The organism is Pseudomonadota bacterium, from assembly GCA_026388255.1.
Lineage (GTDB): Bacteria > Desulfobacterota > Syntrophorhabdia > Syntrophorhabdales > Syntrophorhabdaceae > JAPLKB01.
The window spans coordinates 1-12,918 of sequence record JAPLKC010000022.1 but is presented as its reverse complement, the minus strand read 5'-3'; the positions used below and the strand labels follow the sequence as shown (position 1 = coordinate 12,918).

The window sequence follows — 12,918 nt, the reverse complement described above, 5'->3', positions numbered from 1 at the left end:
CCCCCTTTTTTATACATGCTGATAATATTCTGTATAATATCGATCATTTGATCGATTGTTTCGGGAGAGAGATCGGCGAATGAGTCTAACATAGTTGCCCATTTCTTATTTTTAGATAAATTTTTAATGTTGTCAGGGAGATAATCTGCTAAAAGCAGATATTCCTCAACAGGCTGTTTTAAAGCAATGGCAAGAGCTATCACTTTTTGCCTATTCACTGTGTATTTGCACTGTTTGAGTGCTTCAAATTCATTTTGCGTTATTCCGGATTTTTTTAACATTTTATTTATTGTTTTTTTGTCAGAATCTTCTAAACACTTAGCATCTTTTCGTAATTTTTCGATAAAAACAAGGGGCATGCTTTCCCCATAATATAATCTTTCTTCTTTGTCGGTATTTTCAAAATACGAGGCAATCTCATCCGGGGCTTTCAGCTTGGCCAATTCAAGCAGAAGTTTTCGTTCTGTAACGATACGTTCTTCTCCACCAAATGTGAACAGTTCAGCAATTTTCCGAATGACTTTAACCGATGGGATGAACTTTCTTTTGCTTGGTGTCCTTTCGAGAAGCGTTACATACATGGGAGATAGGCCAAGTCTGTCGGCAAATTCTGCTTTCGTAAGCCTGTGACGTTCCCGTAGTTTTTTTACTTCGTCCGCCAATCCCATATCGATATATTAGGATAGTAATATATTAATGTCAATGGATAATTATATATTTAGTAATATGAGTGTGATAATGGAATGTAATATTAGCTTATATAATATTGAGATACCATATAGTATACAATATTATATAATTATTGTTATTAACAATAATAACAAGATGTTATCAATTATAATAAAAATAGTATATTTATTATTGTATAAAATAATATACATTAAATAAATATTATATTAGAACTTGCAATGTTTATAGTGTATAGAATTATGAACAAACAAAAAAAGGGGGACACATGGGTGAGACAGAAATAGCATATAAGTTGTGGACAAAAATGAGACCGCAGATTGAAAAGCTCGCAAGTAAGGTGGAAGGATATTCGGATTACTTAGAGCAAGCCGATTATTTAAGCCAGTCATATATCGCATGCGTCGAGGCTATTAAAAGATACGATGATACCAAGGCGGTAAATATGTCGTTGCAAACATTTGCTTACTGGTATATCGAAAAAGAAATACACCGGATGGCTGAAAAACCAGGAGAGGTGGTGTTCAGGGCACACTCGCCGAGAGGTGAGACGAAGTTATTGAACAATTCCCAATACCGCAAATCGAAAAAGAAACTTGAAGCAGAAGGGTACATATTTACATCGGAACGGATCGTAGTTCCCTTTCCGGAAGGGGATAAAAACGGTCATAGAAACAATGGAAATGGTAACAATGATTACTATTGATTATTTAATTGATTACTAACGAGAGGAGGCGGTATCGAAATGCACGAACGTTGCCAGGCGAATATTGTTAACCCCCAAGGTGAAAACGAAGGAATTTGGGTAACAGTCCCCGAGTTTATGAGAATTAAGCGTGGAGTATTATCAAAAAAGACGATTTATAGATACATTAAAAAAGGTATATTCAAATCAAAAAAAACAGACAATAAGATCTATAAGATTAACATGTTGGTCGAAGACTTCCAAGATGCAGAAAAAATTCTCCATCTAAGAAAATTGAAAGAAAATGGGAAGTTGGCGCGCAAAAGAAACCGACAACTACATCGTATAGAGTTTGATATCCCTTTGATGGATATAGGGCTGTTTTTCTCGCTTGCCCCTATTGTTATAAATCCCTTATTAATAGCCGAGAGATGCAGCAGAATAGGTATTGCTCACAAACAGGTGATAGAAGTAGACGGAAACGTATACAGTAAACTAAAAGATACGGCAAAACAATTCGGTATGACCGTACCTGTTCTGACGCAACATATCATATATCAAATAATAACAGAAAAAATACAGCAATAATAATAAAGGAGGTAAAATGTCAGATAACAGTGCAATCGTAATGGTTTCAACAGGAAGAATCCAACCGGGGGCTCGTTTGTTCAGAGCCTTGAACAATGAAGAAATGACAGAACTTATGGGAAGTATTAAGAACAACGGCATTCTTCAGGCACTGCTGGTTGAAAAGGGACAAGATGGCGGCTATACCCTTCTTGCTGGTTTCAACAGGCTTGATGCGGCAAAGAGGTTGGATCTTGCCGAAGTCCCTTGCAGAATAGTAACAGCTAATGAAAAAGTAGCAGCTATATTCGACACTGACTTGATCAGGAGGAATCTCGACCTTGATGAAAAAACAAAGATGAGAAAGAAAAGGGATGAATACAAAAAGGAAAACCGCAACAGTATGGCACAACACCTGATCGCCGAATTTAAAAATATTACACCTTACTTAAATGAAAACACCCTGCAATACCTCTGTGATATTCCTACCGAGGAACAGAAACGTATCTACAATGCGATGCCTATAAAGATCATCGAGGACACCGAGAAGTTAACCCAAATGGAAAAACAATTGCAGGAAAGCGAAAAAGAAAATCAAAGACTACGAGATTTTAAAGCAAAAAGCGAAAAGGAATTAAAGTCATACGAAGATTACAAAAAGAATTATGAGGTGTTGCAGCAGACAAGACAAAAGGAACTCGAAAAATTGGTAGATGAAAAGAGAAAGCAGCTGGAAGAGGAATACAAGGATGCCGATGATAAAATCCGGATTGCTTATGAAAAAGCAAAGGAAGAAGTGGAAAAAAACCTCAAGGATGATATAGAGTCAGCGCAGGCTCACTCGCAGAGAATGTCGGTGGAGGTGGGCAAGAAAAACGAAGAAATCAAAATTCTGCAAGATGAAATAAAAAAATTCGACCAAACCAAAAACGATGGCGAAATTGAAAAAAATAAACTCAAAAATAGATTGAAACTGCTCGATAATATAGTATCTGCAGTGGCGTCTCCGGCATCGGTGGCAGACCGTTGCAAAATCATTGTAACGGAGGCAGATCAAGTCAGGAACACCATTACGAGATTGGGTCAGGATGTGCTGCTCAAGGAAAAAGACACAAGACTTGCCATTAAAAAACATCTTGCCGATGTTAGGGATATTTTCGATGAAGTAGAAAAATTCATAAACTCTATTAAGCCTTTAAGAGAAGAAGGTGACGAGATATTGCAGTAGCAATTCTCAATCAAACCTCGACACAAAAGCAGTGTCATTGACACTGGAAATTGCGTTTGAAAACTCGACACAAAAGCAGTGTCATTGACACTGGAAAGTGGGCTCAAAACAATATCACCAAAAACAGTGCCCCGGGTACTGAAAAATAGTTAGCACACTCCTAATCCATCTATCACATACGTCATCTTCTTGCCTCTCGTTGTCCCGACAAGCATCATCTCGTCTGTCAAAAACTCCCTGTCTGTCCTGGAAGGTATCACAAAAATCACATAATCGCTTTCACTCCCCTGAAACTTGTGTACCGTGAGTGCATAGGCAAGTTCTATATCCTTTGGTTCAATTAATACCGTTCCATCTCCGTCTGAGGGGAATTGCACACCGATAAATTCCATATCCTTTGATACGACATACCCCATCTGGCCGTTCGAGGCAATGAGTTCGCCGTCAACGTAAACATTCTCAGTGACGATCACCTTGTCTTGTGCCTTAATCTCCCGGAAGACTCTTTCCGATTGCGGGTTGATGATCTTCTGTAGTAACAAGTTCAATTGTCTTGTCCCTAACGGACCTCCGTGAACAGGTGTGATGACCTGAAATGTCTTGCCATGATCTTTGAGTGACGTTGCTATCTTCTTGACAAGCCGCATGGCCGAGAAGTCATTGTCTACATGATAAACATTCACAGAGGGTCCACCGCTATTGGCAAATCTCCACTTTTTTGTGAGTTCAACAATGGGGAGAACATCGGTCATTATTCTGAAAACGCTTTCCCCTTCAACGGGAGGAAGCTGTCCGGGGTCGCCTGAGAATACCACTCTTGGGGCTGCCTTGAGAATTGCATGAAGAATATACCAGTCAAGCATAGACGCCTCATCCACTATAAGCAGGTCACAATCCAGGGTATCTACAGAAAACCCTTTCCTGCCGTATCCGAGCAGACTGTGGATGGTGACGGCATTGCTGCCCAGCAGCTTTGCTGCTTTGCCTGTTGTTGCCGACAGGATAACACGGCTTGACATCGAGGCGATCTTCTTGAGTAAGGTCGTTTTCCCTGTCCCTGCTGTCCCTGACAGTATCGTGTATCTGTGATCCATCAAACTACGGATATGATCATCATCCGTTGAAAAAATCTGGAATGTTTCGGGGTTATCGGTCAACATCATGAGCGCCTTCCTGCTAAGAAAAAAGACGGAACTCAGGTAAATACGGTTATAGCTGAAGACAATCTTGTGATGCGGGAGTTTTGCAATTTCTTCCATGACCGAGGATACGTCACCTTGTTCTAAGTCGAGAAGCCGGGATACCTTCTCGACTACGATGGAAAAGGGCAGGGATCCCTGTGCGTTGCCATATGCTTCATCAACAACGTGATAACTTGTTGCATATACCTTTTCTGCAAGAGATCCGGGTTGCTGTGTCCTCTCAGATATGACATGTGCGGAGTGAAAATCGAGGTGTCCCCTGTAGTAAAGGAGGTAGGGGTTCCGGAGATATTGTATTTGCTTCTCGTAGGAGAAGAACAAGAACTTCCTGAGCATCGCCTTCTTCCCCATAAGCCACAGTAGCCCGGCCATCTCTTTGAATAAAAACGAAGGGTAACCCGGGACGGCAAAATTCTCTTTGACGGCAAACCTCTTGACGCTCTCATATGACTTGCAGGTATCGATGTCGTATGTCCCTGAACCACCGGCAATGAGTATGTTTTTCCTTTTTATTCCTTTAAATGTGCCCCCTTGTGTGGGGATCACGGAAGGATTGCTATTCTTCTCGGGTACAAAGACCCATTTCCTGCTTCTTACACGGTGCAAGTCGCCATTTCTGGTATTTCTTGACTGTACGACAATACCCTTAACCATAATTCTCCCTATCTGTTAGTTAGAAACACAAAGATAGTTCCTACATGACTGAAAGATTCCAAACGTTTGTTAACTGTGACTATACAGATTGCAAATAAAGTTCCGATTATATGGTACGTCTTTAGTTGAAAGAATTTTGTGCAATCGAACAGGTGATGCAGAGGAAAGAAAAGGAACTTCCGAATCGTTTTGTCGGATATTATCTCGTAAGGATGGCAGTGTATTCCCATCTTTAATAAGTTCTCCTTTCGTGTGATGTAATTTTGATGTTTGGAAATACGTATCTCTGTAGAAATATTACTGTCGAGGGCTATGGTATATACCCCCTTTATTTGGTGGTATCGCTTCACATTTCAGTTCACAGAAATGACAACTTGTTTTATTAGTTGGTGGCAAAAAGGGGTAAGAAGTAATACATAAGCAAAAAACATCAGTAGGCATTTCCGAAAAAAAATCAGCAACCTCCTTTAGGGAGGTTTTTTTCTTTTAAATCCAATTATAAAAAATTAAGGAGGCAACCATGATTAGAATCGTTTGGCAAAACGGGGGACACGACTACATACTGAAAAAGATGCTTCCCTATTTTGTAAAAATGGGGATGATAGCATATGTTGTAAAACTTTAAGAGGCCTTTATGGGATATTACATTACTATGGAATCAGTTACTTTCGAATCAGGACTCACCCCTGAAGAGATGAGAAATAAGATTGTAGAATTGGGCGCGCCGTTTATCGGGTACGAAGATGATAACGCAGATTTTAGTATCAACTGCGATGTAAGTCCCATGAATAAATACGTCTACGACATCGTGCCTTATCAGGGGGATTATTACTTCAAATATGACGAAGAAAAAATGGAAGCAGTCACAAATTTTATATCGACTATCATTGCTCCGGGCCGCCATATGCTGTTTCAGTTTTACGGCGATACGGCATGGGATTTGTGGGGATCGGTCGTCACGCGCGATCAGGTATTGCCAGTAGGGTACGAACTGACTGTCAAAACTCCAGAATGTGTTGTTGGATATGATGAGTTTGTCAAAAGCCTGCAAACCCCCGTGGCATTTCAGAAGGCAGTCGTCAAAGGGAAGGAATGTCTGTTCTGCGACAACAGAGACGCAACGTCCCCGCCGGGGTACGACTTCAAGTACGACATACGCCATGATGACGAACAGTGGGAACCCTGTTCAATAGAAAAATGGGTATTCGTGAATTATTACGGAAGCATTTACACAGAAGAAGAGGTGTTTCCTGAATTAAACTGCAAGGACAACCTTGTCGAACTGGATGAGGAAGATTTTGGCTTTGTCGATTAGATCGTAGAATCAAGGGGTGTGGCTCTCAGAAACACGGGCGCCACGCCCCTTTTTTGTTTTTCAGTTGATATATGTTCTGCCTATCTCAGATACTTCGGGTAATCGCGAGGATTCTATGGACATCTTTAGATACAACGGGATTATCGCCCTGTTGTTGGGCAAACCACCTCCGGACGCCCATTCCTCGGCTACCTCTACATGATCGAAAAAAAAGAAGTTATGTTCGAGACTGGTCCCGTTTAGCGGAAGTTCAAAACCAAACGCCTCGACATCGGTACTGTTGATGACAGCAATATATTCATAAATCTTCTCCTGCTGATACACATATCTGAGAAGTTCGTTAAAATGGCGACTTCCATTGAAATACGCATCAGCAATTTTAAGATTTTTTATGTAGCGCTTCTTGAACAATCTGGATAAACTCTGAACAAAATTTCGAAGCAAATCAGACCTCCCGAATAAAGTTTATTCTCCTATTACTTCCGTAATACTCAATGTGTACATCATCGCAAAAAAAAGAGAGGAGAAAACATTCGTGAATTATTCAGCTGTAGTCGATGACAAATCCCTGAACAGCACTTTATTCTACGGCTTGCGTTATTTGAATCAAGGATTTTCAATAATCCCCGTAAAGGGGTCTCACTATTCGAAAGGTGTTGACATAGATGAACGACTGAAAGATACAAAGGCTCCGCTCGTTAAATGGAGCGAATTCCAGCAAAGACACCCGACCGAAAATGAGATAAGAGAATGGTTTACGAAGTGGCCGATGGCGAATATTGCAATCGTCACGGGAAAAATATCGCACCTGGTTGTTGTTGACTTCGATTCAGCGGATGCGGTCAGGTGGGCGAAAAACAAAGAATATCTTAATACTGCCATTGTCAGGACCGCACGGGGCGTTCACGCCTACTACCGTTATCCAATGGAGGGCTACGTCAAAAACTCCGTTGATGGTGACAAGAAAATAGACATCAGAGCGGACGGAGGTTATGTAATCGCCCCGCCGAGTGAGCATCTGACAGGGATGCAATATACATGGGAGACCGTTGATGTGCCCATAACTCCATTGCCTGAGATATTCGTATCACAAGCGCTAAATAAAAAAGTTATTGATTTGAAACCGCTCTACAAAGGAGTCGGCAAGGGAAGCAGAAACGATACGCTTGCCCGGCTATGCGGAAGTTGGGTCAATGATGGGCTGGACTATAAGGATTGCATGGAAATGGCAGAGGTATGGAATCAGAAGAATGATCCGCCTCTGCCCGCTAAAGAGGTGGAACGAACTGTAAAAAGCATACTTTACCGGCACAGCCTTAACGATGTGACGGTACAGAGGATGTACCATGAAAAAAACCTGTTGCGGTTCCCTGTTTTTACTCACAGCAGGACGAGGATACACAAGGTGGAGGAAATATCTGTCGTGCAGGAGTACGGGAAGGAGTCTCGTAAGTGGGTAGTAATCCCCTCGAAGATGGGATTGCCGGGACCTTTTGACGAGGCTGTGTTTATGGCTATCAATATGGTGCTGTCCGAAATGCCGAAGCCTATTTCGAACCCGGTTGAGGTGGGCGGATTGAGAGATGTAGCGCGAATGATCAATCTTAACCACAGTTCCGGTAAGGTATCCAAGATGATAAAAGAATCCATGCTGAGAATAAAGTCTCTGACAATTATTACAGAGAAAACCTTCTACGATGCGGAAAAAAGAAAATTTATCACAGATTCGTTTGGTATTTTTGACAGGATCATCTTCTCAGGGCAAAAAGCTGATGACGAAGAGAGGGTATATACCACAAAAATATGGCTAAACATGGTATTCCTGAAGAATATAAACGCTGGTTTTGCCAGTAGTTTAAACTACAGTACGTACATCTCTCTTAATAACGGTCTTGCGAGAGGGATATACAGATGCCTGTCGCCCGTGCTTGCCTTATCTGATAATCTCCCGGTAAATATATCATACAAAAAACTAGCACAGCGTTTACAAGTAAAGGAAGAATACAGTCCGTCAAGAATCAGGACACAGCTTTCGGAAGCTCATAAGGAACTCCAGAAGAAGGTCTTTTCAAAGGTTATCATTACTCAAACATCATCAGGCAAGGTAATCGTAACGTACTTCAGATAAAAAAATGATAATCTCCTGAAGGGGTGAATTCTCACAAGCCAGTAACATATAATGTTGAAAATACTCCCTTAAAAATCTCTAAATGTAAGGAGCAAACTTCTTAACAAAAGGATTGAAGATTATGCAAAAAGTACTTCCGGAAAAGTGTACCGAAAGAGCGTTATCGCCGTCAAGATTGCAGGTGCTTAAGAAATTCTTCAGGAGTGTGAGCAATTGTTGGCAATAAATGCTTAAAATGGTCTGCATCCCAACTCACGAATATCATATTGGCAGAGAATTTCTTTTTCACAAAACCTGCGATAAGTGCATCACCAAAACTTGCCTTTCCGTACATCAGATCCATTATTTCTCTGGCATATACCGTGGGCAGATAAGAATCAATACTGCGGGACGGCATAATGTCTATTTTATATTTTTCTGGCAGGAAATAATAAAGCTCTCTCAGTTGCTGTTCATTTAATTTGAAGGAAAGTATTCCGCACACTTCGAGAAGGTTATATATGCTCGTGATACCCTTGCAATTGCCAGATGCAACGAAATCCAGAAAATCCCGATTTATTTTAAATTTCTTGTCGTCTTTGTATCTGAGGTCTACAACAAAAACATTTGTATCTATGAATGCTATGACCTTTTTCTTGTCCAACCCATTGCCTCCTCAACATTTTTAAAACGGGGTTTGCTTGCCTGCAGTGTTCTTCCTATATCATCCCAGGCGACATCCATATCTCTGAGCGATTGTTGCTCGATCATTTCCGCATTGATAGGCGATATCAGCGCGACAGGCTTTCCTCTTAACGTAACCACTATTTTTTCACCCCTCGAGACTGCCTGTATTGCATCGCCAGTTTTGTTTTTTAAATCCTTTGCAGTCACAGTTCTCATCGCATCCTCCATAAGTAGCTACTTTATATTTATTATAGCTACTTTAACGGATAATTTCAACATCCAAATTTTATATCTACCTTTCCGACATGCTTAGCGCACGATTTTTTCTGTTTCGTGAACAGGTTTGTGCTTTATCGTGGGTTTTGTCGGAAATATTGGCTGTTTCTGAAGGTATTTGTGGTTCAAGGACGTATCAACACCTTATCCTGCTGGCTTGCCAGTAATGGTTTGAAGGCTTTTTACTTTTGGGGAAGATTTTTCCGAAATATTATTAAATGGCAACAAAATGGATTGTTTTGTTAAACAAGAAGGGTGTAGCGGGAAGTTCAGGGCTTTACATTCTACGCCCTACTATTCAGGGTATATAGAACGTTCAGCATGCTGTCAGATACACCGCCACTAATCCGGCGCGGTTCGAGCTTTGGAAACAAAAAATCTCAACACAGTTGTTTATAAGTGTTGGTGAGCGGGCTTTATCGTGACCGACATGCGCCCCTGTTGTCCCTTGTTGTGAAAGGCTGCCGGTTTAACTGTCAGTTCCACATCCTGCCCGAGTATTGTTAAAAATTCCATCAAACGTCCTACAGATACCGACACCGGACGGCAACGCATAAGCGTCGATACCTGCGCCTGTGTCGTGCCTAACAACTTTGCGGCTTTACCCTGGGTTAAGCCCCTCTCTTTCAGAAGCTGGTAAATCTGTACGGTGAGCTTCGCCTTAATAAGCTCTTGTTCTGAATTGGGAAATCCCAGGTCGGCAAAAACGTTGCCGCTGCTTATTTCATGGTCTTTTTTCATGGTCAAACCCCTTTATCTTTGCCGATGTAAAGATTCTCGGCCCGTTTCAATCGTTTTCTGATCAGGTCCAGTTCTTTCTGCCGGCGTTCCAATAACGCGCTTTGCCTTTTTCTGAAATATATGCAGCACATAGACTGTGCGGCAAACCGGATGGTGTAAACGGCGCGGTATGTATTGCCCCTGTAGTCCTTGATCACTTCCAATACGCCAGCCCCTCCAAAGCCCTTGAGAGGTATTGCGTCTTGTAGCTTCTTGCCCAATTGTGCCTCATAAAGCGCATAGCCGAAGGTCCGGCGGACGGAGAAAGGTAAAGCCTGCATGTCTTTTCGGCTTGTCCCGATCCATTCAAGACCTTTCGGTTTGATCTCATCCATTATACAAATATACATATTTATATATAATTGGACAACAACAATATTTCTGGCGGTTGCACCAACACGGGGTGCGCACCTATGGCGTAGAAAAGTGCACTTAACTTAACAATATTATTGAGGAATCTAAAACATACTGAGACGCACCTATGGCGTAGAAAAATAATCTTTTAAGTAATTATATCGGTTGGTTACAAACCACATGTATTATATACCATATAGAAGGGGGTTAGGGGGTCACGTTTTTCACTTTTGCAGGGGAGGGATTTTTACCCAAATAGACCGGCTACCAGCGTTTTAAATTTTTCACTATTCCCGTTGCGTTAATACATTGACAAATACATCGGCGGGGTAGACCAATGACAAGCAAGATTCCATCAGAGATACTCCCAGGGTTTAACATCAAACCGGATTACTGCCCTCATGCAGGTAACATCATGCATTCGTGTCAGGGCTGCAACCAATACATCATCAAAACAAAATGTGCAAGTTGCATCTGTCAATGACAGGGAATCGAGATTCCGGAACGGAGATTAACAAAAACACACAAATCATAAGTCAAGGAGGTTAAACAAAAGGGATGCAGTTAAAAGAACAGAAACGAAGAGAGCAAGACTTACAGAAAGCCATCCTGCATTACCTTGCTGCGATGGGATTTGCTGCATGGAGGCAGAACAATTGCGCGGCTTCTACGGGGTCAAGGCTTGTGAGGTTCGGAGTTCCGGGAACATCAGATATAATCGGAATACTCCCGGCCGGAAAGTTCCTCGCCGTAAAAGTAAAAGCTGAGAAAGGGCAACTTACGCAACGTCAAAATATTTTCATCGGGGAGGTAATGAAAAACAATGGGGTTGCAATTGCAGTCCAGTCCGTTGATGATGTCGTAAGCGGTGTCGAGAAATATCTGTCCATGAGAAGGATATCGCATTGATTGATGACCACTGAATATAAAATAGGCTACCTTGCTGCTTTTATCGTTCTGAAGGCGATGCCGGACTATGACTCATATCTTACAAAACTGTTGAACTCTGAAATATTGGCTCTTCTCCCTAAAAAGTATGCCCGGAAAGAATTCAAGATTGGAGAAACGGGAATGGCTTCGATATACGAAATCAACGGTGCGAGGGTAACACTCACCCAGAGGTCTCCGCAATATGTACGGAGGGTGCTTGAGTATCTGCTGGCTGATCTTTGTATAAATCAGGGAGTATTGATCAAAAGATCGTCTATCATAATCGAGAAGTACATCAAGGTAGCTGTTGATACGCCGAATAACCATATCGGTAACAGCTACGAATTATACGATATGCTCAGGCAATATATTGAGGACATAAGGTTTGAGGATTACTTCAGCGAGAAGTTGTCGTTCGTAAAATATTCAAGTAACATCAAAGAATTTGTGGTCAATGCATTATGCCCGCCCGGGCATCTGGAATCAATCGAAGTAATAACGAGCTTCGACAACGGTAAAGAAATACATCTTGTCATAGACAACAGATACATCGGCCTGTTCATCGGGAAGAGGGGGTTGAACATAGCGTTGGCATCCAAGCTGTGTAACAACGTGAAGATAGAGATAAAAGGAATCAGCACGGAAGTAATAGAACAATACAGATCAAGGAGGTAAAACATGGAGCAAACGGCAATAGAGACACAAAAAAACGAAGAACAGGAAAGGCTGTTAAAACAGCAGAAACGGTTCGAAAGAAAACTGAGCGATGCACACGAACCGGACAGCATATTTATTATGCCTGTGGGAGGCCGCATGGGGATTGAGCTTGTCATCAACCTTACCGGTCTGGACAGGGAATTAAATAAACTGAAAAGGCAGGTTGCGTTCCGAATCAAATTCGAAGATGCTGTCGAGGTATTCAAAGAACTGGATGATACGGTACATAAACTGTGGGAAAACATCAAGTCGAATGTCCCGAGCCTGCATTCATTCAAGCCTGAAAAATGGAGGGAAGTGAACGACTCAAAAGAGAAGAAATTATTGCTAGCTAACAGGAAAATCTCAATGTGCCTAGTTCCGCGTGATGAGAAAATCGGACAACTGGCTGCGGGCATAAAAGTACTCAATGAGAAAATATTTGAACTACAGTCGATGTCCAGCTACGAAGAGGTTAAAAGGCTCGCGGCGATACATAACGAAGTGAACACGGACATGCTGGATATAAACAAAAAGATACAGAAGTTAATCAACGGTACACAAGCATCAGGCGAAAAAGGTACACAAACATCAGGAGAGAAAAAAAATGCAAAGAAGTAATATAAATAAAATAACTATCAGTAGATCTCGAAAACGTCATTAAGTGCAGCTCAGCATAACCCCCTCAACACGACCCCTTATAAGTTTTAAGGGGTCGCCCCTTATAAACACATAAGAGTCAAAAAGATT

At 41.6% G+C, this 12,918-nt stretch carries 15 protein-coding genes; 8 read left to right on the top strand and 7 right to left on the bottom strand.

Features of this window, described 5'->3' with window-relative positions:
- On the bottom strand, positions 1-668 hold a 668-nt coding region (locus tag NT178_02040; protein ID MCX5811314.1), incomplete at its 3' end, for a helix-turn-helix transcriptional regulator.
- A 287-nt stretch (positions 669-955) separates the two neighbouring features.
- Between NT178_02040 and NT178_02035 the strand changes: the two genes are divergently transcribed.
- Genes NT178_02035 through NT178_02025 form a run of 3 tightly spaced genes read left to right on the top strand, consistent with a single transcriptional unit; the run spans position 956 to position 3,167 of the window.
- A complete protein-coding gene (locus NT178_02035; GenBank protein MCX5811313.1) occupies positions 956-1,393 on the top strand; it encodes a hypothetical protein in 438 nt (145 codons plus the stop codon).
- Positions 1,394-1,432: 39 nt separating this feature from the next.
- Positions 1,433-1,960 carry a hypothetical protein gene (locus NT178_02030; GenBank protein ID MCX5811312.1) on the top strand — a complete coding sequence of 176 codons (528 nt, stop codon included), beginning with the start codon at positions 1,433-1,435 and terminating at the stop codon, positions 1,958-1,960.
- Positions 1,961-1,976: 16 nt separating this feature from the next.
- Positions 1,977-3,167, top strand: coding sequence for a ParB N-terminal domain-containing protein (locus NT178_02025; GenBank protein MCX5811311.1), 1,191 nt, complete (start codon positions 1,977-1,979; stop codon positions 3,165-3,167).
- Positions 3,168-3,316: 149 nt separating this feature from the next.
- Here NT178_02025 and NT178_02020 read toward each other — a convergent pair whose 3' ends face one another.
- On the bottom strand, positions 3,317-5,023 hold the full coding sequence (locus NT178_02020) for an AAA family ATPase (GenBank protein ID MCX5811310.1): 1,707 nt from the start codon (positions 5,021-5,023) through the stop codon (positions 3,317-3,319).
- Between the two features lie 634 nt (positions 5,024-5,657).
- On the opposite strand from NT178_02020, the gene NT178_02015 reads away from it, so the two are divergent.
- Positions 5,658-6,338, top strand: coding sequence for a hypothetical protein (locus tag NT178_02015; protein MCX5811309.1), 681 nt, complete (start codon positions 5,658-5,660; stop codon positions 6,336-6,338).
- A gap of 60 nt (positions 6,339-6,398) precedes the next feature.
- Here NT178_02015 and NT178_02010 read toward each other — a convergent pair whose 3' ends face one another.
- Entirely contained in the window at positions 6,399-6,782 is a 384-nt protein-coding gene (locus NT178_02010) for a hypothetical protein (GenBank protein ID MCX5811308.1), read from the bottom strand.
- A 91-nt stretch (positions 6,783-6,873) separates the two neighbouring features.
- Here NT178_02010 and NT178_02005 point away from each other — a divergent pair, with 91 nt between their 5' ends.
- Positions 6,874-8,466, top strand: a complete 1,593-nt coding sequence (locus NT178_02005; GenBank protein MCX5811307.1) for a bifunctional DNA primase/polymerase — start codon at positions 6,874-6,876, stop codon at positions 8,464-8,466.
- A 169-nt stretch (positions 8,467-8,635) separates the two neighbouring features.
- On the opposite strand, the gene NT178_02000 is transcribed toward NT178_02005, so the two are convergent.
- From NT178_02000 to NT178_01985, 4 genes are all read right to left on the bottom strand, one after another.
- On the bottom strand, positions 8,636-9,109 hold the full coding sequence (locus tag NT178_02000; protein MCX5811306.1) for a hypothetical protein: 474 nt from the start codon (positions 9,107-9,109) through the stop codon (positions 8,636-8,638).
- Positions 9,088-9,348, bottom strand: coding sequence for a type II toxin-antitoxin system prevent-host-death family antitoxin (locus tag NT178_01995; GenBank protein ID MCX5811305.1), 261 nt, complete (start codon positions 9,346-9,348; stop codon positions 9,088-9,090). Before NT178_01995 ends, NT178_02000 begins: the two co-directional genes overlap by 22 nt.
- Positions 9,349-9,801: 453 nt before the next feature.
- Positions 9,802-10,149, bottom strand: a complete 348-nt coding sequence (locus tag NT178_01990; protein ID MCX5811304.1) for a helix-turn-helix transcriptional regulator — start codon at positions 10,147-10,149, stop codon at positions 9,802-9,804.
- Positions 10,150-10,151: 2 nt separating this feature from the next.
- Positions 10,152-10,523, bottom strand: coding sequence for a type II toxin-antitoxin system RelE/ParE family toxin (locus NT178_01985; protein ID MCX5811303.1), 372 nt, complete (start codon positions 10,521-10,523; stop codon positions 10,152-10,154).
- A gap of 577 nt (positions 10,524-11,100) precedes the next feature.
- Here NT178_01985 and NT178_01980 point away from each other — a divergent pair.
- From NT178_01980 to NT178_01970, 3 genes are read left to right on the top strand one after another with little or no spacing between them, the layout of a single operon-like run.
- On the top strand, positions 11,101-11,451 hold the full coding sequence (locus NT178_01980) for a VRR-NUC domain-containing protein (GenBank protein ID MCX5811302.1): 351 nt from the start codon (positions 11,101-11,103) through the stop codon (positions 11,449-11,451).
- Positions 11,452-11,454: 3 nt separating this feature from the next.
- The gene (locus NT178_01975; protein ID MCX5811301.1) at positions 11,455-12,147 is read left to right on the top strand and encodes a hypothetical protein; all 693 of its coding nucleotides are present in this window, start codon (positions 11,455-11,457) and stop codon (positions 12,145-12,147) included.
- 3 nt (positions 12,148-12,150) lie between these two features.
- Complete coding sequence (locus NT178_01970) at positions 12,151-12,789, top strand: hypothetical protein (GenBank protein MCX5811300.1); 639 nt, start codon at positions 12,151-12,153, stop codon at positions 12,787-12,789.
- The last annotated feature ends 129 nt before the right edge of the window (positions 12,790-12,918 follow it).

Coding starts and splice junctions, on each gene's coding strand:
- NT178_02035 (MCX5811313.1), top strand. CDS start 956: ATGGGTGAGACAGAAATAGCATATAAGTTGTGGACAAAAATGAGACCG.
- NT178_02030 (MCX5811312.1), top strand. CDS start 1,433: ATGCACGAACGTTGCCAGGCGAATATTGTTAACCCCCAAGGTGAAAAC.
- NT178_02025 (MCX5811311.1), top strand. CDS start 1,977: ATGTCAGATAACAGTGCAATCGTAATGGTTTCAACAGGAAGAATCCAA.
- NT178_02020 (MCX5811310.1), bottom strand. CDS start 5,023: ATGGTTAAGGGTATTGTCGTACAGTCAAGAAATACCAGAAATGGCGAC.
- NT178_02015 (MCX5811309.1), top strand. CDS start 5,658: ATGGGATATTACATTACTATGGAATCAGTTACTTTCGAATCAGGACTC.
- NT178_01995 (MCX5811305.1), bottom strand. CDS start 9,348: ATGAGAACTGTGACTGCAAAGGATTTAAAAAACAAAACTGGCGATGCA.
- NT178_01990 (MCX5811304.1), bottom strand. CDS start 10,149: ATGAAAAAAGACCATGAAATAAGCAGCGGCAACGTTTTTGCCGACCTG.
- NT178_01985 (MCX5811303.1), bottom strand. CDS start 10,523: ATGGATGAGATCAAACCGAAAGGTCTTGAATGGATCGGGACAAGCCGA.
- NT178_01980 (MCX5811302.1), top strand. CDS start 11,101: ATGCAGTTAAAAGAACAGAAACGAAGAGAGCAAGACTTACAGAAAGCC.
- NT178_01975 (MCX5811301.1), top strand. CDS start 11,455: ATGACCACTGAATATAAAATAGGCTACCTTGCTGCTTTTATCGTTCTG.
- NT178_01970 (MCX5811300.1), top strand. CDS start 12,151: ATGGAGCAAACGGCAATAGAGACACAAAAAAACGAAGAACAGGAAAGG.